Annotated in this window: 20 protein-coding genes and 2 tRNA genes; 1 reads left to right on the top strand and 21 read right to left on the bottom strand. The window is 59.1% G+C overall.

Annotation, left to right across the window (positions count from 1 at the left end; all coding sequences use genetic code 11):
• Positions 1-86 precede the first annotated feature (86 nt).
• From ACTM82_RS05730 to ACTM82_RS05685, 10 genes are all read right to left on the bottom strand, one after another.
• Complete coding sequence (locus ACTM82_RS05730; RefSeq protein ID WP_441041102.1) at positions 87-698, bottom strand: TetR/AcrR family transcriptional regulator; 612 nt, start codon at positions 696-698, stop codon at positions 87-89.
• A gap of 136 nt (positions 699-834) precedes the next feature.
• The gene (locus ACTM82_RS05725) at positions 835-2130 is read right to left on the bottom strand and encodes a lysylphosphatidylglycerol synthase transmembrane domain-containing protein (RefSeq protein ID WP_441055005.1); all 1296 of its coding nucleotides are present in this window, start codon (positions 2128-2130) and stop codon (positions 835-837) included.
• Between the two features lie 151 nt (positions 2131-2281).
• A tRNA-Glu gene (locus ACTM82_RS05720) sits at positions 2282-2358 on the bottom strand.
• Positions 2359-2380: 22 nt separating this feature from the next.
• A tRNA-Glu gene (locus tag ACTM82_RS05715) sits at positions 2381-2457 on the bottom strand.
• A 226-nt stretch (positions 2458-2683) separates the two neighbouring features.
• Positions 2684-4078, bottom strand: coding sequence for a CCA tRNA nucleotidyltransferase (locus ACTM82_RS05710; protein WP_441055007.1), 1395 nt, complete (start codon positions 4076-4078; stop codon positions 2684-2686).
• Positions 4079-4269: 191 nt separating this feature from the next.
• Entirely contained in the window at positions 4270-5202 is a 933-nt protein-coding gene (locus ACTM82_RS05705) for a 1-phosphofructokinase family hexose kinase (RefSeq protein ID WP_441055009.1), read from the bottom strand.
• Positions 5203-5429: 227 nt separating this feature from the next.
• Positions 5430-6362: a 1-phosphofructokinase family hexose kinase gene (locus ACTM82_RS05700; protein ID WP_154515554.1), complete on the bottom strand. Its 933-nt coding sequence runs from the start codon at positions 6360-6362 to the stop codon at positions 5430-5432.
• Positions 6363-6436: 74 nt separating this feature from the next.
• A complete protein-coding gene (gene ptsP / locus ACTM82_RS05695) occupies positions 6437-8140 on the bottom strand; it encodes a phosphoenolpyruvate--protein phosphotransferase (protein ID WP_441055011.1) in 1704 nt (567 codons plus the stop codon).
• A gap of 133 nt (positions 8141-8273) precedes the next feature.
• On the bottom strand, positions 8274-8537 hold the full coding sequence (locus tag ACTM82_RS05690) for an HPr family phosphocarrier protein (RefSeq protein WP_022094575.1): 264 nt from the start codon (positions 8535-8537) through the stop codon (positions 8274-8276).
• A 506-nt stretch (positions 8538-9043) separates the two neighbouring features.
• On the bottom strand, positions 9044-11053 hold the full coding sequence (locus ACTM82_RS05685) for a fructose-specific PTS transporter subunit EIIC (RefSeq protein WP_427795870.1): 2010 nt from the start codon (positions 11051-11053) through the stop codon (positions 9044-9046).
• Positions 11054-11324: 271 nt separating this feature from the next.
• Between ACTM82_RS05685 and ACTM82_RS05680 the strand changes: the two genes are divergently transcribed.
• On the top strand, positions 11325-12182 hold the full coding sequence (locus ACTM82_RS05680; protein WP_427795869.1) for a MurR/RpiR family transcriptional regulator: 858 nt from the start codon (positions 11325-11327) through the stop codon (positions 12180-12182).
• Positions 12183-12402: 220 nt separating this feature from the next.
• On the opposite strand, the gene ACTM82_RS05675 is transcribed toward ACTM82_RS05680, so the two are convergent.
• The 11 genes from ACTM82_RS05675 to ACTM82_RS05625 all read right to left on the bottom strand — a co-directional run bounded on the left by ACTM82_RS05675 (position 12403) and on the right by ACTM82_RS05625 (position 21065).
• On the bottom strand, positions 12403-14031 hold the full coding sequence (locus tag ACTM82_RS05675) for a DNA repair protein RecN (RefSeq protein WP_441055013.1): 1629 nt from the start codon (positions 14029-14031) through the stop codon (positions 12403-12405).
• On the bottom strand, positions 14021-14881 hold the full coding sequence (locus ACTM82_RS05670) for an NAD(+)/NADH kinase (protein WP_427728169.1): 861 nt from the start codon (positions 14879-14881) through the stop codon (positions 14021-14023). The genes ACTM82_RS05675 and ACTM82_RS05670 overlap by 11 nt, the downstream gene beginning before the upstream one ends.
• The gene (locus tag ACTM82_RS05665; RefSeq protein ID WP_441055045.1) at positions 14878-15681 is read right to left on the bottom strand and encodes a TlyA family RNA methyltransferase; all 804 of its coding nucleotides are present in this window, start codon (positions 15679-15681) and stop codon (positions 14878-14880) included. The genes ACTM82_RS05670 and ACTM82_RS05665 overlap by 4 nt, the downstream gene beginning before the upstream one ends.
• Positions 15682-15689: 8 nt before the next feature.
• The gene (locus tag ACTM82_RS05660) at positions 15690-15956 is read right to left on the bottom strand and encodes an exodeoxyribonuclease VII small subunit (RefSeq protein ID WP_154515533.1); all 267 of its coding nucleotides are present in this window, start codon (positions 15954-15956) and stop codon (positions 15690-15692) included.
• Between the two features lie 2 nt (positions 15957-15958).
• Entirely contained in the window at positions 15959-16543 is a 585-nt protein-coding gene (nusB, locus tag ACTM82_RS05655) for a transcription antitermination factor NusB (RefSeq protein WP_441055015.1), read from the bottom strand.
• A 3-nt stretch (positions 16544-16546) separates the two neighbouring features.
• On the bottom strand, positions 16547-16909 hold the full coding sequence (locus ACTM82_RS05650) for an Asp23/Gls24 family envelope stress response protein (RefSeq protein WP_441055017.1): 363 nt from the start codon (positions 16907-16909) through the stop codon (positions 16547-16549).
• A 24-nt stretch (positions 16910-16933) separates the two neighbouring features.
• Positions 16934-17497: an elongation factor P gene (gene efp / locus ACTM82_RS05645; protein ID WP_154515524.1), complete on the bottom strand. Its 564-nt coding sequence runs from the start codon at positions 17495-17497 to the stop codon at positions 16934-16936.
• 159 nt (positions 17498-17656) lie between these two features.
• Positions 17657-18787, bottom strand: a complete 1131-nt coding sequence (locus ACTM82_RS05640) for a M24 family metallopeptidase (RefSeq protein ID WP_427717316.1) — start codon at positions 18785-18787, stop codon at positions 17657-17659.
• 132 nt (positions 18788-18919) lie between these two features.
• On the bottom strand, positions 18920-20029 hold the full coding sequence (locus tag ACTM82_RS05635) for a hypothetical protein (RefSeq protein WP_441055019.1): 1110 nt from the start codon (positions 20027-20029) through the stop codon (positions 18920-18922).
• Entirely contained in the window at positions 20026-20559 is a 534-nt protein-coding gene (locus ACTM82_RS05630; protein WP_154515515.1) for a shikimate kinase, read from the bottom strand. Before ACTM82_RS05630 ends, ACTM82_RS05635 begins: the two co-directional genes overlap by 4 nt.
• An 8-nt stretch (positions 20560-20567) precedes the next feature.
• Positions 20568-21065: a YqeG family HAD IIIA-type phosphatase gene (locus ACTM82_RS05625; RefSeq protein WP_117646451.1), complete on the bottom strand. Its 498-nt coding sequence runs from the start codon at positions 21063-21065 to the stop codon at positions 20568-20570.
• Between the last annotated feature and the right edge of the window lies 1 nt (position 21066).

Genomic DNA, 21066 nt, shown 5'->3' with positions numbered 1-21066 from the left:
TGCGGTGAAATAGGGAGTGTTTTAGCCGTTAAAAGGCCTATTCAGTCCTTATTTCACCGCAACTCGGAGGGGATAAGGCGCTAGTGCTATTCGAAACGAGATTCCAGACTCGATAGCCCGTTCAACGTCAGATTGTTAGCGACCTCCGAAATGCGCTCGATGGGCACCGAGCCATCGGAGAGTGCCCACGTGCGGTAAATGCCGATAATGCCCGAAAGCAAAAACGCCAGATAATAGTCGAACAGCTCGTCCTTTAAGCCATCGGGCAGCAGGTCGCGCTCGGCAATCTCGTGCTCGAGCGGCACACGCAAGCGCGTCATAAAGTCGTCGAGCGGAATGTTTTCAATCAGCTGGCGGTTGAGCACCAAATTGTTACACAGCGCCTCGTTAACGGTTTTGAAGAAGGTCGCCGCCGCTCCGAGTGCGCGCTCGTTGGTGTTACCGCCCATAGAGGAAAGCGTCTTCTCGACTGAGTCGACAATCATCTCGACCACATCCACGGCAATGGCATCGAGCAAGCCGTCCACCGTGCCAAAGTGCACGTAGAAGGTCTTACGGTCGACATTTGCCTCGCGCGCGATGGCGCTCACCGTAATATCGGCGAGGGGCTTTTCCATCAGCAGTCGCTCGAATGCCGAAAGAATCGCATTGCGACTGCGAACGATGCGGCGGTCAAGGCGCGGTTTAGTGGTGGCCATAGACGTGTCCCCTTCATGTCAACTGCCCACCTATAGCTCCTGTACAAGTGGGAGATAATCAACGTAAGAGGATTATCCTACATCTAGCATCGCAATGACGAGCATCATTAAGAACGCACGACTCACCAACTGGGCTCTAGGGCCGCTTCTTTTTATTGAGCGCCGCAGGGGAAACGCGGATACCGTCGCCAGTCTGACGAACATAGGTCTTCCGTGCCGGTTTAGAGGCCACAGCAGTCTTTTGAGCATGCTGATTGGGGTCCACGGTAACCTGCTGAGAGGCTGGATGTGCCTTAACGGACGCAGAAGGCTTCTGAGGAGTGCGCCCGAGCTTGCACATCATACGGTCCCAGCGTGCATGGATACTCTCGTTATGAGCGCTCTTAAGGCCCAAAAGAGGGGCGGCCAAAATGGTCGGCGCGATAAAGGTGATCAGACGCCAAAGCAGATAGCCGGCAGTCGCTGCCGTGCCAAAAAAGTGACCCAGGAACAGCGCGAAGCCGCCCTCGGCACCACCGGTGCCGCCAGGCAGCGGGACGGCGGAACTCAACAGCTGTACAAAAGCACTCGCCGCCATGACCGAGAAAAAGTCAACGTCGTACTGACCAAAGGCAAGCATCAAAAAATACGGAACCAGGTAGAAAAACGCCAGCTGCAACATGGTGATGACGACCGTGAGCAGCATGGACGAAAAATGGCCGGCAGAGAGTTTGAATTTCTCGGAAAACGAGTAGATCTCGCCATCGACAAAGGTACGCCAGCCCTCGATCTTAGTAGCGGAAACGCCCATGCGCTCGAGCCAATTGATAATACAATGTGCGACGCGCGTGACGGTCTTGGGCATCAACGCCACGGCAAAGATGCCGAGAAGAATGCAGCAGTGGCCGCCAAAACTAAAGACGCAAAGCAGCGTCATGTCGCCATAGCGCTCGGCGAAAAACGGCATGCGGGCGAGCAGCAGAATGGCACCCCATGCCACCAAACCAAACTGGTACACGATAAAGCGGGTGAACTGCGTGGCACCCGCTTCGCCCACATTTTGGCCGGCTTTGGTCAGGCGATAAATCTGGGCAGGCGTGGAGCCCATCATCATGGGCGTCAGGTTGCCAAAGAAGATGCCGCTCGCCTCGACCGAAATGAGGTCGCGGATGCCGACAGGCGAATTGGGATCGAGCCATACGGCAATCGCGTACGCCACGATGCCAAAAAACAAGTATAGGAACATGCAGAAGCACGCGGCAGCGAGCCACGGCGCCTGAACGCTAGCCATGGCGGCCCAGAACTGACCCATCTGACCGGTCACGACCAAATAGACGATATAGCCCACCAGCACAATGCCAATAAAGATGGCACCACGACGTGCGCTCTTGTTGTCATCGCCGCCCGAAACATCGACTTGAGGCTTTGGGGTATGCTGAGAGGACTCCGTCATGAGGCTCCTTCTGACCGTCAATGTATCTGGCCTATTGTACCCGTCCGGGAGATAAGCAAAACGTAAAGCTATGGGGCAAATGGGATTAACAGACAAGCCCGCATGTAATATAAAACCCGACCTTCGAAAAGAAGGTCGGGTATCCAAAACTTGGTAGCCCGTACCAGATTCGAACTGGTGATCTCCGCCTTGAGAGGGCGGCGTCCTAAACCGCTAGACGAACGGGCCATAAGCCTCAGCAGAAAAGAAGTGGTAGCCCGTACCAGATTCGAACTGGTGATCTCCGCCTTGAGAGGGCGGCGTCCTAAACCGCTAGACGAACGGGCCACATGACATCTGCACTGCCGTGCTGCGAGGACATATATTACGGGACAAAAAACGCGAGCGCAAGAAGAAATTCCAAATTGGCCAAATTTTGTCGTGAGGTTATGGAACACACAGGTCAACCTGGTAGCTAATTTGGGACGGGGCTTTTTTAGCTACCCCTGCCAGAATCACGATTGTTCGTCCTATTGACAGCGGGGGTAGCTAAAAAAGCCCCGTCCCAAAAGAGCTACCCCAGGTTGAGGTGGGCCAGAAGGGCTTCGCGGGTATTGGGGACGTTGTCTTCGATCACGGCGTCGAGGGCAACGTTGAGAAGCTGTCCCAGCTCAGGCCCCGGTTTGACGCCGGCGCGAATCAGGTCCCCTCCGTTGATGCCAAGCATCTTAAGCGTATAGGGCTCCCCAGCTTCCAACAGTTCGTGGGCGAGCGAACGCATCTCCTCGATCGTCTCGACGTAATAGAAGCACGACGGTGCCTTACCCAGCGTATCGGCACGCTTAAGGTCCATAAGCTCGTCAATCAAACGCGGTGTGTCGACGCCCTCACCCGAAAGCGAGCGCATCATATTGAGCAAACAGGAGCGTTCGGGGCGCAACGGCTTATCGTGATACCTGATAAGCAGACACACGTCGCGAACCAAATCGTGCGAAAGCGCCAAGCGATCCATAATAGCGCGCGCTTTCTTGGCACCAAGCTCAGGATGACCGTAAAAGTGGCCGCTGCCCGCATGATCGACCGTAAAGCAATCGGGCTTGGAGACATCGTGCAAAAACGCTGCCCACATTAAGCTCGACGAAGGCGCCACGCCGTCACACAGCGCCAGCTCCCCCGCTACCGTCAAAACGCGAGCGATATGCTCGTAGACATTAAAGGCGTGGTAGACGCTGCGCTGGTCAAACCCACGAGCCGGCGCAAGCTCGGGCACGGCGGCGCAAACAAGCTCGGGATAGCGTAGCATCGCGTCTCCCCCATGTCCGGTCGATAGAATCCCCTCGAGCTCAATGCCCACGCGTTCGCGTGCCACGGCATCGAGCAGCGGCGAGCACTCGGCAAGCGCCTGTTTGGTCTTAGGCTCGATCATAAAATCCAGACGGCAGGCAAAACGCACGGCGCGCAGCATGCGAAGCGCATCCTCGTTAAAGCGACGCTTGGGATCTCCGACGGCACGAATCAGCTTACGCTCCAGGTCGCCCTGGCCATCATAACGGTCGACAAGACCTCGCTGGGGATGCCAAGCCATGGCGTTAACGGTAAAGTCACGACGTGCCAGATCGTCCTCAAGCGACGCCGCACGCTCCACACTCTGGGGATGGCGACCATCGGTGTAAAAACCGTCCAGGCGATACGTCGTGACCTCAATACGCTCATCGTCACAAAGGGCGGTAATGCCGCCAAATTTTATGCCCGACTCAACTACCGCAATGCCGGCTGCCTCGAGCGCCGCCTTGGACTCTTGCCACAGGCCGCTACAGCACATGTCAACATCGTGGCTGGGACGTCCCATCAGGGCGTCACGCACCCAACCGCCTACGAACCAGGCCTCGAGACCGGCGTCCTCAAGCGCACGTAGCACACGCAGGGAGGCATCTGTGGGCTGCGCACCGTTGAGCGAAACATTACACATACCTATGGCCTCCTACGCTTGCGAGTGTTAACGATGGTTCTCAAGCAGTCTAGCAAGAAACAACCGTGAGCGCACATGAAATCACATCGTCGATTCGCGCGAACGAGACAGTAGAGCCCATGCGGCCAACAGATAAAAACACCCGCCTCGGAGATCCAAAGCGGGTGTTCGGCAACGATGTGTCTAAACGGTTAGCAGACCTGGCGAACGTCGATGAGCTTCTTATATTCGTCCACCTTGGCAAAATCGCCCAAACCAGGGCACTCGACCACGTTGGCACCGGTTGCCATCGAGAGGCGCAGGGCATCCTCGACGCACTCGGGGGCATCGTGCCACACGGACAGGAAGGCGGCAAGCGAGGAATCGCCGGCGCAGACCGTCGAGAGCAGCTTGACCTCAAAGGTGCGTTTGGCAAACCAAATGTGCTCGCCGTTGGAGAAGTACGCGCCGTCGCCACCAAGGGTCAGCAGCACATTCTTAGCGCCCTTGGCGTGCAGCTCAGCCATAGCGCACTTAACGGACTCGTCGTCGCCACCGCTCACCTTAATGCCAAAGATGTCGAGCAGCTCGTCGTCGTTGGGCTTAATGAGCAACGGCTCCATGGCAATGAGATCGGCCAGCTGATGGCTCGAAATATCGAGCACGAACTCGGCACCCTTTGCCTTAACACGGCGAAGAACCTCGGCCAGGAAACCCTCGGAGGTGTTGGGGGGCAGCGAGCCGCTAATGACCAGGCAGGTCATGTCGTCGAGCGAGTCGATGAGCTCAAACATCTCCTGCTCGTTGGCAGCATTGATGGCAGCGCCTGCATTGACCATGTTGTACTCGGTATCGGGACCGGCGTTGAGGAAAACGTTGACGCGCGTGATGCCGTCAGTCCACACGGGCTTGACGGGCACACCCAGGGCCTCGGCGCCCTTGACGATATACTCGCCTGAGAAGCCGGCAAAAAAGCCCAGGATCGTGGTGTCGACACCGTAGTGATCGAGGGTGAACGAGACGTTGAGACCCTTGCCATTGGGCGTATAGACCGCGTTGCGCGTGCGGGTGACGGTGTTGGCGGAAAGTCCGTCGCAGGAAATGTTGTAATCAATGGCGGGATTTGCAGTGAGCGTGTAAATCATGAATGTTCCTTTCATAAAGCAACGTGATAATGAAAGTATATTCCACGTCTTGTGAAAAGACCATAGCAACTCGGCGAACGGTGTAGAACGCGTGCAGGTCGACAGAAAAGCAGCAAGGCGGGGCAAAAAAATCAGGAGTGCTTGCCCTGAAGCTCATTTGCAATTTACAAATAAGCGCCCCGGCTTAAACCGGGGCGCCATATAGCCACGAATATGTAGCGTTTCGCTTACTTGCGATCGAGCTTGCGGACAGCAACGCGCTTACTATACTCATCGACGTGACCGAAGTCGCCGATGCCCACGGACTCGGCAACGTTGGCGCCGGTGGCCATAGCGAGCTTCATGGCCTCCTCGACGTTATCGCGATCCCTGTACCACTTGTGCAGGAACGCAGCGAGAGTGCAGTCGCCGGCGCAGACGGAAGAGACCAGCTTGATGTTGAACTCACGCTTAGCGTACCAGATGTCCTCGCCGTTGGAGAAGTAAGCGTCGCCGCGGCTACCACGGGTGAGCAGCACGTTCTGGACGCCGGCATCGTGAGCCATCTTCATAGCAACGCGGACCTCGTCGTCGGTGTCGACCGGCACGCCAAAGATGGCCTTCATCTCGTGATGGTTCGGCTTGATGAGCAGCGGCTTCTTGTGAGCGAGCTCCTTGAGCTTGTCGGAAGACAGGTCCAGGACGACGTCGGCGCCACGAGCCTGAGCGTGATCCATGACCTGAGCCAGGAAGTCGGGCGTAGCTTTGGGAGGCACGGAGCCGGAGACGATCAGGCACTCAAGATCGCCCGCGGTGTCCAGGATGTTGTAGAGCTCCTTCTGGTGCTCCGGCGTAATCGGGGCGCCGGGGTTAAGGATGCCGTACTCGTGCTGGCCATCGTTGACATAGGTGTTGATACGCGTGATGCCGTCGGTCCAGACCGGGCGGCACAGGCAACCCAGGTTCATGACCTCCTCGACGATGAACTTGCCCGTGAAGCCGGCGAAGAAGCCGAGCGCGACGGTGTCGACGCCCATCTTCTTAAAGGCGAAGGACACGTCGAGGCCCTTGCCGTTAGCCGTGTAGCTGGCCGAGCCGGTGCGGACGTTCTCGTCGGGCTCGAGCGGAGAGCTCGAAACCGTCATGTCGACAGCCGGGTTAGCGGTTAGCGTGTAGAACATTTACAGTACCCCCTGTATATTTGAGGGCCGCGCGGCCAGCCCATTCCAACCACGCGGTTACCTCTGATACCAAATTAGCGAGCGGCAGCCTCAAGCAGCGCCTTGACCTCTTCGGCAGTGTTGCAGGCGAGCGCCTTCTCGGCGAGATCGTCGCACTCGGCCTTGGTCCACTGGCTGATGGTCTTGCGGGCGCGAAGGATAGACGGAGCGCTCATCGAGAACTCCTCGAGGCCCCAGCTGATCAGCAGCGGCTCAAGCAGCGGATCGGCAGCGGCCTCGCCGCACATACCGACCATGATGCCAGCCTTGACGCCGCTCTCGATGATGTTCTTGAGCGAGCGAAGCACGGCGGGATAGTACACCTGGTACAGGTTAGAAATGGTGTCGTTACCACGGTCGGCACACATGGTGTAGCCGATCAGGTCGTTGGTGCCGATCGAGAAGAAGTCGGCGACCTCGGCCAGGCGGTCAGCGAGCAGCGATGCGGCAGGCGTCTCGACCATAATGCCGACCTCGATGTTCTCGTTGAACTTGCGGCCCTCTTCGGTCAGCTCGGACTTGCACTCCTCGACGAGCTCCTTAACGGCCAAGACCTCCTCGACGCAAGTGACGAGCGGGATCATGATCTTGATATCACCGAAGGCGCTGGCGCGCAGCAGAGCGCGGAGCTGTACCTTGTACTGGTCGGGGTTGGCCAGGCAGTAACGCACGGCACGGAAGCCCATGAAGGGGTTCTCTTCCTTGACCATGTGCAGGTACGGGATCTCTTTGTCGCCACCCACGTCGAGCGTGCGGATGATGACCGGAGCGCCATTGAGCGCGCTGGCAACCTTACGATAGGCGTTGAACTGCTCCTCCTCGGAAGGAAGCTCGGCGGAGTCCATGAACAGGAACTCGGAGCGGAACAGGCCAATGGCCTCGGCGTCGTGATCGAGCGCATTGGGCACGTCATCGGGGTTACCGATGTTGCAGGCAATGATCTTCTTGATGCCATCGGCAGTCACGGACGGCTTGCCACGGAAAGCCTCGAGGGCTGCCTTCTCGGCAGCGAAAGCCTCGGCCTTAGCGGTATAGGCGGCGAGCGTCTCCTCGTCGGGATCGGCCTCGACGATACCCTTGCCACCGTCGACGACAACGGTCATGCCGTTGCGCAGCGCGGTGCAGCTGTTGGCAACCGAAAGGACAGCCGGAATCTCGAGGGCGCGAGCGATGATCGCGGAGTGCGACGTGCGGCCACCGGTCTCGGTGACGATACCGGCAACGTGAGCCTTATCGATCGTGGCGGTCATGGACGGCGTAAGGTCGTGCACGACAACGACAGTGTTTTCGGGCAGGACGGAGAGATCGACGACCTCCTTGCCCAAAAGCTCGGCCAGAATACCGGTGCGGATGTCAGCGATGTCTGCCGCGCGCAGGCGGAACATCTCATCGTCCATGGACAGGAACATGTTCTCAAACATGGTCGAGGTGTCCATGAGCGCCTGCTCGGCGCAGGTGCCGCCGTCAATGGCGGCGTTGATGGCGTCGGTCATGCCCGGGTCCTGAGCCAGGACAATGTGTCCGCTCATGATCTCGGCCTCGGCCTCGCCCACCGTCTCCTTCATGTGGTCGGCCTGAGCCTGGGTCTTCTCGCAGAAGACCGAAAGAGCGGTCTGGTAGCGCTCCTTCTCTGCTGCAGAATCAGCAACCTCGTGCGGCTCAAACGTCAAGTCGGGTTCGACGGCAACCATGACGGTGCCGATACCGATGCCCTCGGAAGCGTTGACTCCCTGATACATTCCTATTCCTCTCTCCGTGTCATGTGATAAAGCGTTTTGCCATATCCATGACAAAAGAGCGCAGTTCCCTTTAAACAGGTCACTGCGCCCCCAAATATGAACTTAGTTGTTCAACATGCGACCCGTTTGAGTTCTACTCGCCAAGACCGCTCTTGATGAGCTCGATAGCAGCAGCCAGAGCCTCGGCCTCGTCAGCGCCGTCGCACTTGACCTCCACCTCGGTACCGCAGGGGATGCCGGCAGCCATGAGGGCCATCGGGGACTTGCCGTTGACCTCCTTCTCGGGGGTGACGACCGTCACGTCGCAGGCGTACTTGCCCATGGTGGAGGCGAAGAGGCCAGCCGGACGCATGTGAAGACCCTGAGGATTAACGAGGGTAGCCTTCTCAGAAACCATAATTGACTCCTTTTTTGTGTTTAACCCCTATCAGCCATGCGACAGGAGCCATATTCACGACGTTGATTATATTAACTCACATCAAACGGTTTTTCATTATGTTTCGCACGAATTGTTGGACAGATGTCGTTCCTGCACGCTCGACTGCCGGGCGGGGCGGTTAAGTTTGCTGCTCTACAGTCCTGCGCAAGACGGAAAGCGCATTAAGTGCTTTCCTTTGCGTGCGGAACTCGCGACAAACTTAACCGCCCTGCCCGGCAGTCGAGCTGCGGAAACTCGGTCGGTCCAGTGCAATATCGTGCGAACGGAATTCTGGCTGATTTTTTGTTCGCCTGGTTGATCTGGTTGATGGGGCTATCTATGCCCTCTTGTGAACTGAGGAATATGCCGAACTGTCGGCAGGAAGGAAATGTCCCTCAGTACCGGGTAACTTGAAAAAAGGCGGGGACCCCTGATGGAGTCTCCGCCTTATATACAGGGGGCGATGTTATTCGCAAGCTGCGGGATTAGACCAGACGGGCGTTGATCGTCTTAGCGATCTCGGCAGCGTCGATGGAACCCTTAACGGTGGCACGGAAGCCCTCGTCCATGAGCGCCTCGGCGACCTTGGACAGGATCTTGAGGTGCGTGGTGCCGGCCTGGGCACCGGGGATGAGCAGGGCAATAGCCACGTTGACGGGAGCGCCGTCCATGGTGTCCCAACCGGTCACGCCAGAGTCGTCCTTGACGACGATGACGGCGGCCTCGGTAATGGCATCAGACTTGGCATGCGGAATAGCGAAGCCCTCCATCATGCCCGTGGTGCCCTCGGCCTCGCGGGCCAGGAAGGCGTTCATTACGGCGTCGGCGTCGTCAGCGATACCGGCCTTGACAGCCTGGTTGGAGACAAAGCTCAGGGCCTCGTCACGAGAAGCAAAATCCTCGGCGACAAAAACGTTCTCGACCTTCACGAAGTCGGAAGCCTCAGCCTTGGGGGCCTCGACGGCAGCGGCCTTGGGAGCCTCGACCGGCTCAGCGGCAGCGGCGGGAGCGGTCTTCTGTTTCTTCTCGAAGTCATACTTCTTGAAAGCAACGAACAGGATGCCACCGACCACGGCGCCGATGAGGATCGCGAGGACCCACAGCGGACCGTTCTCGACAACGGGCAGGACCAGGAAACCACCGTGAGGCGCCGGATCGTGGACGTTGAACATAATGGTCAGGATCGAGGCGATGGAGGAACCGAGCATCATGATGGGCATGACGGGCCAGATGTTCTTGGTCATGAACGGAATGGCGCCCTCGGTGATGTGGGTGCAACCAAGGATGAGGTTGACGATACCGGCGTCATGATCCTCCTGGCTGAAATACTTCTTGCCGACGATAACGGCAAAGGTGGTGATCAGCGGCGGAACGATGCAGGCGGCGGAGACGGCAGCCATGAAGTTGGTGCCGAAGTTATAGGTGTCGGTGCCGACACCGGCAGCCAGGGCCTCGGTAAGCATAGCGGTACCGGTGACGTAAGCAGCCTTGTTGACCGGGCCGCCCATATCAAAGGCGCACATGCAGCCAATGGCAAGACCCAGGACAACAGCGCCAGAGGCAGACAGACCCTTGAGGAAGTCCATCATGGCGGTGTTAATGGCAGCCATGGGGCCGGAGATGCCGAGCATGACCAGGCCGACGATGGCGGTCGAGAACAGCGGGTACAGGAAGATAGCCTTGAGGCCGTCCAGGTTCTTGGGCAGCTTGGCAAAAACCTTCTCGAGCAGCAGGATGACATAGCCAGAGAGGAAGCCGCCGACGATGCCGCCCAGGAAGCCGAAGCCCACGCCGGCACCACCGGCATCGATCATGCCGGTCTCGGCATTAACGGGCAGGCCCTGGATGGCGATCATACCGGCGACAAAGCCGGGAACGAGCGCCGGGCGCTTGCCGATGGACTCGGCGATATAGGCGGAAAGCACGGGAACCATGAGGTTCATGGCGATGCCGCCGATGATCTTGAGCATAGCGGCAAAGCTGTTGTAGTCGGCAGCCGTCGAGTCGAAGGACGTGATGCCCCACAGGAACGAAACGGCGGTCAGAACACCACCGGCAACGACGAAGACCAGCATGTGGCTGACGCCGTTCATGAGGTGCTTATAGATGATGTGACCGATGGACTCCTTCTCCTCGACCTCATCCTCGACATCGGCAGCAGCCGCAACCGTGTCGTCGCCCTTGGCGGCGAGAGCGCGGTCGATCAGCTTACCGGCAGCCTCGACGGACAGTGCCTTGGAAACACCGACGGAAACCATGGGCTTACCGGCGAAACGCTCCGCCTGGACATCCTTATCGGCTGCGACGACGACGGCCTTGGCACCGGCGATCTCACCCTTCGTGAGTTCGTTCTCAACACCGACCTGGCCATGAGTCTCGACCTTAATGGTCAGACCGCGCTCGGCAGCTGCCTTCTCCAGCGCCTCCTTCGCCATGAAGGTGTGCGCGATGCCGGTCGGGCAACCGGTGGCGGCGATGATGTCAAACTTAGCCATGTGTCCCTCCTTCTTGAGTACTGCGCCCGCGGGCGCTCCCCTACACGCGCTACGGTGCGCGTTTTTCCACTCCTGAAAGATACCAAGCCACCGCTTATATGAGAAGCAATCAAGCCTATTTCTCCGGTGAAAGGTTCTTTCACAACCGTAAACGGTCGATGAAAGTTTACCATCAACTTTTGAAACAGCAAGGTGTATCTTGTAATTGATTTCCCCGTATACTAGAGCGGCACACAACAAGACAGCTTTTAATGCCAACTAGGAGTCATTCATGTCCGATAGCAGCAAGAGCGCACTCTCCCTTATTAGCACGCACAAGGGATACAGCGAGTCCGAGCAGCGCATTGTCGACTATATCCTAGAGCACCAGTCCGAGGCACCGCTCCTAACAGCCGCGCAACTCTCGCGCGCCGCCGCAACCTCCGAGGCCACCGTCTCGCGCTTCTGCCGCAAGCTGGGCTTTGGAAGCTTTCGCAGCTTTCAGTTTTCGCTGGCGCGCGATCTGGAGAGCCAGCGCAGTGAAGGCCTCACAGACGAGGTCTCGCTCGATAATATGGAGCAGAGCCTCAAAAACATCCTCGCCGCAAAGGTCAGTGAACTCAATGCGACCATCGATGGCATTGATCACGATACACTGGCAGCCGTCGTCCACGCGTTTAAGAACGCAGGGGCTATCGAGTTTGCAGCCGTAGGTAATACCAACGCCGTTGCGCTCGACGCGACGTTTAAGTTTTCGCAACTGGGCCTTCGCTGTATGTCAAGCACCATCAGCGAGACATCAATCGGCTTTGCGCTCACGTTGCGCCCCGGCGACGTTATCGTGCTGATCTCGAACTCTGGCAAGTCGCGTCGACTGAATCGCATGGCAAAAGCGGCTCGAGGCTGTGGTGCCACCGTAGTCGTCATCAGCAGCGACAGCAAGTCTCCGCTTGCTCGCCTAGCCGACTACACCTTTAATACCGTGAACCACGAGGCGCTGCTCACCACGGGCGACTTTGCGTTCTCCAAGATCAGCGCCACGATGATCATCGAGGTTATCTACAACTTCCTGCTGCCCGAAATCGAGGACGCCCGAGAGCACATTAGCTACTACGAGGAGCTTATCCAGCCGGATAAGGTCGTGGAATAGAAATTTTGGCGAGCCGACAAACGCCACTCGCCACGAAACCGGCCCATCTACTACGTTTTATCAGTATGGCCCAACCACAAACCGAAAATAGAAAAACCGCAGGCGTTCTACCTGCGGTTTTCTTTTTGCAATTCAAGGCGTGGTTGCCGATAGCCTATTAAACGTAGTAGATGGGCCGGTTTCGTGGCGGCCGGGTCGAACATACATGTAACGGCTCGGCCTAAGCACGCGCTTCCTCGAGCATCTGCTTAGCGTGGGCCAAGCTCGCCTCCGATTGATCGCCGCTCAGCATACGGGCGATCTCTGCGGTACGGGCGTCCCCGGTCACCTCATCCAGATGGGTTTGGGGAACGTCGCCGGGCTCTTTGCTCACCACGTAATGTTTGTCTGCCATGACGGCTACCTGCGCCAGGTGCGTTACGACAATCACCTGATGCGTTGCGGCAAGATCTGCCAGAACGCTCGCAAGGGCGCGTGCAGTAGAGCCACCAACACCGGCATCGACCTCGTCGAACACCAACGTATCCACGCCGTCCGCGTTACCCAAAACAACCTTGCTCGCCAACATGACACGGCTCAGCTCGCCGCCGGACGCAATGCGGCGCAGGGGGCGCGGCGTCAATCCGGCACCGCTACGATACAAAAGCTCGTAGCTCGAAGGGCCCGCCGGCGTCCACTCGGCGCGCGGAAGATCGCGCGAGTCCCAAACGAGCTCGGCGCCGCCCATCTCCAGGCGCGCCATCTGACGGCCAACCTCGTGGCAAAAGCGCGGGGCTGCCGTATTGCGTGCGCGCTTAAGTGCCTTGGCGGCGGCGAACAGTTCGCGCTCCGCCGCGCCAAGCGCTTCGCGCGCCTTCTTAATCTGCTCATCACCATCGTCTACCAGCGACAACAGCTCTCGCGAGCTATCGCGCATGGCAAACACGTCGTCCATGGTGGGACCCCACTGACGCAAAAGTACCTTAAGATCGGAATACCGCTCGCGCATACGAGCCAGCTCGCGCGGATCGAAGGCGACCCCATCTCGATAGGCACGCAGCTCGTTGGCACAATCCTCGAGCGAGATGCAGGCATCCGAAAGCGCATCGGCGATATCACCCAACTTGCGATCGACAGTAGCCATGCGCGAAAGCTCCGAGACGGCACTGTTCACGGCATCGAGTGCTCCCCCTTCGGCAGCAAGCGACGCATGGGCATCGTTGGCCGTTGCCACCAGCACCTCGGCATGCTCGGAGCGTGGCAGCAGCTCCTCGAGCTCCTCATACTCACCCGGCTTGGGGTCGACCTCGGCGATGCGCTCCAGAGCAAAGCGCGCCTCCTCGACACGACTCCCCTGCGCACGCGAGGCCTCTTCGACGCGACGGACCTCTTTGGCAGCCGCGCGAGATGCCTTAAGGCAAGCACGATAGCGATCGAGCGCCTCGAGCGCCGGGCGCCCCGCCCATGCATCGACCATGGCAACATGATGCGCAGGGTCGAGCAGGCGCTGGTGTTCGTGCTGGCCGCAAAGATCCATCATCACGCCGACGCGCTCCGAAAGCTCGCGCACGCTGGCGATACGGCCGTCAATTTTTACGCGGCTGCGACCCTCGGCAGAAAGGCTGCGCTGAACGGTGAAGCCCTCCGTGTCGTGTGGGCCGTCAAACAGGCGCGCCTCGACGTTGGCAAGCGTCTCGCCCTCGCGCACCGTCGACGAATCCGCGCGCTCGCCCAGAATGAGCTTAAGTGCCGAGAGCAACGCAGTCTTACCGGCGCCGGTCTCGCCGGTCAGAACCGTTAAGCCCGCGCTCGGAACCAACGTCGCCTCGCGAATGAGGGCAATGTTGGAAACCTGCAGCTCATCGATCATGACGCACTCCGTAGAACACGCGGCTCACCGAGTTATAGAAGCTCTCGGGGCCGTAATCCAGCAGCAGTACATCGCCGGGACCGCGACGCACAGCCACGCTCTCGACCGTGCCATCGCAGGTAATAAACTGTCCATCGATGGCGATCGCAGGCACGCTCGGGCGGTCATCGGACATAAAGATCTCGACGACGTCGCTTGGCGAGGTCAAAAAGGCGCGAGCCTGAATGGTATGTGGGGCGATAGGCACGCAAACCATGCCCGTGTAATCGGGACTGACGATGGGGCCGCCGGCGGAAAGCGCGTAGCCGGTGGAACCGGTCGCTGTCGAAACGACGACGCCGTCACCGCGCAGGCGGTCGATATGATGGCCGGACACCGTGATGTCAAACTCAACCATATCGGACAGGGGCCCGCGCGTAAGCGCCATATCGTTAAGGGCAAACGTGCGCACGACATCCTTCGTGCCATCTTCGCGCACCGAAACGATATCCGCGGCGAGGGTGGCGCGGCGGCTCACATGGAGCTCACCGGAAAGGGCATCGCTCACGACCTGCAAAATATCGCGATCCTCGGGGCTCGCAGCCGTCAAAAAACCCAAATGACCATAGGAAAGGCCCAGAATGGGGATCTCGCGGTAGTTGAGAATGCGGGCGGCACGCAACAGCGTGCCGTCGCCGCCGAGCGTAATGACCAGGTCGGCATCGTCAACATCGGGCGCACGCTGGATCTTGGAACGCTGATCGGCAGCCCATGCGACCTCGTAGCCCTGGCGCGAAAGCCAAAGCTCGAGCATCAGGCCACTCTCGACCGCCTCTTGCTTGTAGTAATTGGGAACCAGAAAGACCTTCATAGCGTTGCAGCTTTCTCGCTCAAAGCCGTTACCTGTGATTGCAGCTCATCGTCGGCACGCTCGCCAGAGGCAAACCTCGTGCCGTACAGGAAAAATTCGACGTTGCCCTTGGCGCCATGGATGGGCGACACGCACACGTCGAGCGGAAACAGGCCCTTGGCGGCAAAGAGCTCAATCGCCGCCACAAGCGTATCGCGGCGGACGGAGGGGTCGGTCACGATACCGCCCTCGCCCACCAGCGCAGCCGGCGCCTCAAACTGCGGCTTTACGAGCGTGCAGAACGAACCCGAAGGCTTCAGGCACGCCAACACGGCGTCGATGATATTCGCGATACTCGTAAACGACACATCGCAGACAGCCAAGTCGATAGCGCCGCCGTATCCAAGCTCGGGCAGTTGTGTCACGTTGGTGCGCTCATGGAGCCTCACGCGCTCGTCTTGGCGCAGCGACCAATCAAACTGAGCGCGACCCACATCGACCGAAACGACCGTTGCGGCGCCACGCTTGAGCAGGCAGTCGGTAAAGCCGCCCGTGGAGCAGCCCACATCGAGGCAAGCAAGTCCCATGGGATCGATCCCAAACGCATCGAGCGCGCCCTCGAGCTTGAGCCCGCCGCGCCCCACGTAGGGAATACGGCCCTTCACGTGCAAGGGCAGACCGGGCGTCACCTTAAGGCCCGGCGAGGTCAAACGCTCGCCGCCACTCGAGACCAAGCCGGCCATAAGAGTGCGAAGGGCATCCGCGCGATCGGCGCAGATGCCCTGTGAAATCAGTTCGTCATCGAGACGCACGCGTTTCATGAATGCCATCAACCATTCGTATCCGGAGACGCGGCCTGGCTATCCTGGGATTCGTTTGCCGCATCCTCATCGTATTCCTGCTCGAGCTTATCGGCCTCACGAGGCGTCAACTCAAACTTGTCAACCATATCGACCGCACGGGAGCCAAGTTCGATCGCCTCGTCAAACAAATCGAGCGAACGCTCCAAGGACGTATCCTTGGAGCGAACGGTAGCGATGATCTGGTCCAAGCGGTCCGAGATCTCGTCGAAGTTGCGGACGGAACCCTCTGGCATGGCTACTCCTCGACGGTACCGGTCTCGACCTCGGCGACCTCGGCATCCTCGTCGAGAACGCCGGCCGCAGCCTGAGCGGCGGCAACCTTGGCGGCAGCCTCGGCGGCCTGGGCCTCCTCGCGGGCGCGGTCCTCGGCCAGCAGCTCCTGATACAGGTCCTCGCCCGGTAGCTCCTCGCTACGCGCGATCTTGCCCAGCACGCCATTGACAAACGACGCGGACTGGTCGGTGCCATAGGCCTTGGCAAGCTCTACAGCCTCGTTGATCACGATGGCGTCCGAGACCTCCTCGTCGGTGAGGAAGCGCATCTCATAGACGGCGATACGCAGCAGATTGCGATCGGCGCCGGGCATGCGCATAAGATCCCAGTTCTTGGCGATGGAGCGCAGGGCGCAGTCGATGCGGTCGATATACTCGTAGGCACCGCGACACAGCTCCAGAGCGTAGGGGTCGAGGGGACCCTTCGAGATCAGGAAATCGCCCTCGAGGACGCGCTCGAGCGGGCTGTCCGTGGCCTCGGCCTGGAACAGCAGCTGCAGCGCCTGACTGCGGGCAAGCGTACGCCCGCGATAAACCTTAAGGCTCAAAGGTTACTCCTTGGGGAAAACGAGGCCGTCGATGCAAACGTCAACGCGCTCGACCTCGACGCCTACCTGGGCATCGATAGCTGCGACCACGGCGGAGCGAACGGCCTCGGCGAGTTTCTTGAACGGATAGCCAAAGAACACCACGACGCGCACGGTGAGTGCGAGCTTGTCGCAGATGACCTCGGCCTCTACCGCCGGATCGGAAGCCGGGGACTTGGACGAAAGCATCATGGAGACAAGGTTGGTGGCAAGGTCCTTGACGCCCACGGAGGCGATGCCCTCGACATCCGTGACGGCGCGCGAGACGATGGCGGTCAGAACATCGGGCGAAATACCGATGCCGTCAATCTTGATTTCCTGGGGCATGAGTCCTCCTAGAAGAGTTGGTTGCTAGACGCGGGAGACGAACTTGCCGTCGCGGGTGTCAACCTTGATGACCTCGCCCTCGTTGAGGTACATCGGGACCTGGATGACAGCACCGGTGTCGATGGTGGCCGGCTTGGTGGAACCCTGAACGGTGTCGCCCTTAAAGCCCGGGTCGGTCTGGACGATGGTGGTCTCGATGAACATCGGCGGGGTCACGCCCATGAGCTCGTCGTCGGCGAAGAGCAACTGGCAGGTGTCGTTCTCGCGCAGCCACTTGGAGTTCTCGCCCACCATGTCCTCGGGAACGGGAACCTGCTCGTAGGACTCGTTGTCCATGAAGATGTAGTCGGCGCCGTCGTTGTAGAGGTACTGGAACTCACGGGTGGTGAGCATGACGCTCTCGAACTTGGTACCGGCGTTGCAGGTGTTCTCGACGACACGACCGCTCTTGATATCGCGGGTCTTGTAGCGCACAAAAGCACCGCCCTTGCCCGGCTTGACGTGCTGGAACTCGACGATGGTGTAGACCTTGTCCTTAATGCGGAGACCGAGGCCGTTCTTGAAGTCGGCGGTAGAAATGGTAGGCATAGCGACCTTTCTTGTTATGGGTAGAACGCACAAGCGTCCAAATTACATACGAGCGAAATTATACACTTGCAGGCGGCGCCTGCGGCGAGCGCATAAAAAGAGAACGCGGGGCGCCCGAATCATTTCGGACGCCCCGCTTCCAAAATCAAACTGAATGGCTTAGCAGTCGATGACGTGCAAGTCATGCGGGGTCTTGGTGAAGGGCTCATAGCCGTTCTCGGTGACAACACCGTAATCCTCCAAGCGCACGCCGCCCACGCCGGGCAGGTAGACGCCGGGCTCCATGGTGACAACCGAGCCGACCTCGATGATGTTCTTGCTGCGGTTGAAGTTGGGCAGCTCGTGGATGTCGATACCGACACCATGGCCCAGGCCATGGTTGTAGTAATCGCCATAACCGGCATCGCCGATGATCTTCTTGGAAAGCTTGAAGATATCGTTACCCTCGACGCCCGGATGGATAGCGGCGACGCACTCCTCGTGGGTGCGGCGCACGAGCTCGTACAGGTCGAGCTGTTCCTGCGTGGGCTCGCCCATCACGACGGTACGCGTCATATCGGAGCGATAGTCGCAGTAGCCCGCGCCATAATCCATGAGGACGAAATCGCCCTTCTCGATGACACGGTCGCTCGGGACGGCATGCGGGTTGGCGGTATTGGGACCGCTCGCGACGATGGAGCCAAAGGCCAAGCTGTCGGCACCGTTGGCGAACATAAAGTTCTCGAGCTCGTTGCGGACCTGCTTCTCGGTCATACCGGGCTTAATAAAACCGAGCATGTGCTGGAAGGCGGCATCGGTGATCGACTGCGCGTGTCGCATGAGCTCGATCTCCTCGGCATCCTTGATGGCGCGCATCTTACGAATGTCGTCATGCATCAGCGGCAGCATGCAGGCGACGGAGCGATCCTCAAGACCACGCTGAATACCCTGGTAAAAGTTAATCTGCATGTCATCCTCGACGGCGCAGACACGACACTTGTTGGCCGCGATCTTGTCGGCAACCCAACCGGGGATGGTGCCCTCGTCCATGTCGTAGACCCAGGGGCTGCCGGCGGGCGTGTTCTCCTCAAAGCTGTTGAGATAGCGCGAGTCGGTATGGAACAGGCACTGATCGGCCGTAATAAATGCGGCGTGCGGAAACTCGAAGGTGTAATCGAAGACGCCCTTCACACCCGTGAGCCAACGGAGGTTGGCCTCATCGCGCACGACGATGGCATCGTAGCCGCGCTCGACCATCAGGGCACGGACACGCTCGATACGACCGGCAGGACCGGCAGCAAACTCAGACATTCAGATTCCTTTCTTATTGTCCTCAAAAAGAGCAGGACGGGCTTCAAACGAATAGCCGAACCACAAGCGATTCGCAACCGATTGAAAACCCGTCCCTCAAAATGATACGAAAGACGATGGATGTCAATAAAGTTAAAAAAGTTCCTTGCGAGAAGCCAGATACGCCTGCGCATGGCGTTCGAGAATCTCGTCCTCGACATTTGTCAGGCGAATGGCGCCGAGCGCCGCGGGCAGCGGCAGCATGCTGCGGTTTGAGCGGGCAAACTGCTGCTTGCGGAACTCCTCGATAAACGCGGTGGGCTCCAAGTCGAAGGCAAGCTCTTCGATGCCAAAGTCCTCCAGGCAATCGTCGACCTCAAACACATTGTCGATATCGAAGTCGCAGGCATCATGTGCTAGGCGCGCCTCAAAGCGCATACCCTCGGAAAGGAGCTGGTATGCGGGAACGTTAGCCGCGGCCTCGCCCAGGCAGGCGCGAAGGGTGCGCTCCCCTGTCTTACCAAAATCGAGTGCATGGCGAGCACTGGGGTTCGTGGCCATGAGCACATCTTTGCGCGCGGTCTGGGACCATTGCACAGCATTGACGAGCGCGACCTCCTCGCCGGAAAGAATCTCGGGAACAGTCTCGGTAAACTGATTCCAGCGGGACTTGCTGCTCGAAAGCATGGTGCCAACAAGCACCACATAGCCGAGCTTGAGATCCTCGGGGTCCGCCTCGCGAACAAGGTCGAGGTCACACACGACCAAGCCCGATTCGGGACGGAACGCGATAGCGGGAAGCGCATTCGACGACGAGGCGACGAGCGGCTTCATGGTCGTCGCGACCGTGAGCATGGCGTCGAACGTTGTCGGCAGCAAGGCGCACTCGGTGCGACCGCACCACTGATTAGCACACCAGCTACCAACCGAGCAGGTTGCGGCATCGCCAACGGCGACAACCAGATCGTCGCAGGTAATGCCGTTGGCAGATAGGGCGCCAAAGATGGCATCGGCATCGGCCAGCGTGGCACCAGCAGGCAAAACCTCGAGTGGGAGCTGCGACACGACAAAACCGGCATCAACCAGCGCATGCTCGACGACCTCGCCAAAACGCTCTGACGTGGCGTCGTTCCAAACCACCAACGCGCGCTTAGGCTTGCCCACAGCCGAGGCAAACATGCGCGACAGCTCCTCGAACGCGCCCAATCCGACGCGGACATCGACACTGCGGTTTTGGAAATTGATCAGTTGACGGCGAATCATAGCAGCCCACGCTCCAAAAGCATCTCGGCACAAAGGTAGGAAACGTCCTCGAAGGACTTGTTGCGAATATCAAGGGTAATATCGGCGGCCTGGCGATATAGCGGACGGCGATGCTCAAACAGGCGCGCGGCATGCTCGGGCGAACGGAAATCGGGACGCGTGTCGGACCGACGAATCTGGCGAATCGAATCCTCAAAGTCACCTTCGAGATACACACAGATACCCATCTGGTGCATAAGCTCAATATTCACCGGAGTCTCGACGATACCTCCGCCGCAGGAAACCAGCAGGCTGCGCTCGCTTTGGAGCGAACGGAGCGCCGAGGTCTCGAGCTCGCGAAAACGTTCCTCGCCCTCGGTCTCAAAAATCTCGGTCACCGATTTACCGCAACGACGCACGACAAGGCGGTCGGTATCGATAAAGCGACGTTTGAACATAGTGCCCACGTTGCGCGCAAGCGTCGATTTGCCCGCGCCCAAAAAGCCGATAAAGAAGATATGGTCGCAGCCGTGTTTGGTGTGCTGGGACATAGCGAGACCTATTCCTCGCAGGGAAGGTCGCGCAGGGCCCGGCGCTCAAAGATACGGAAGATCTGCGTATACCACAGGTCCTGAGTGGCCTGAGGCTTTACCAGGATGGTATCGACGCCGGCGAAATTGCCGCTCCACACGTCCGTGTAGAGCTGATCACCGATCAGCACCGCCTCGTCGGCCGTGGCGCCGAGGCGCTTAAGACCCGCCTTGAGGGCAAACGGAGCCGGCTTCATGGCGTGGCTAATAGCCTCGAGTCCCAGCTCGCGTGCCGAGCTCATGACCTGGTCGCGATGCCAGTTGTTAGACACCATGCACAGCTTAAAGCCTTTGGCGCGGGCGGCGTCGAGCCAAGCGGAAACCGCGGCGGGAACCTGCTCGGTGTCGCGCGGCACGAGGGTGTTATCGCGATCGAGCAGAATGGCGCGTTTGCCGTCGGCCCACAGGGTATCAAGGTCGATGCGGTCGACGGATGCAACATATCGTTTGGGGCTGAAAATCCTCATG

It is taken from the genome of Collinsella sp. HCP3S3_E5 (genome assembly GCF_052067635.1).
Taxonomy (GTDB): domain Bacteria; phylum Actinomycetota; class Coriobacteriia; order Coriobacteriales; family Coriobacteriaceae; genus Collinsella.
This window is presented reverse-complemented; position numbering and strand designations above follow the sequence as displayed.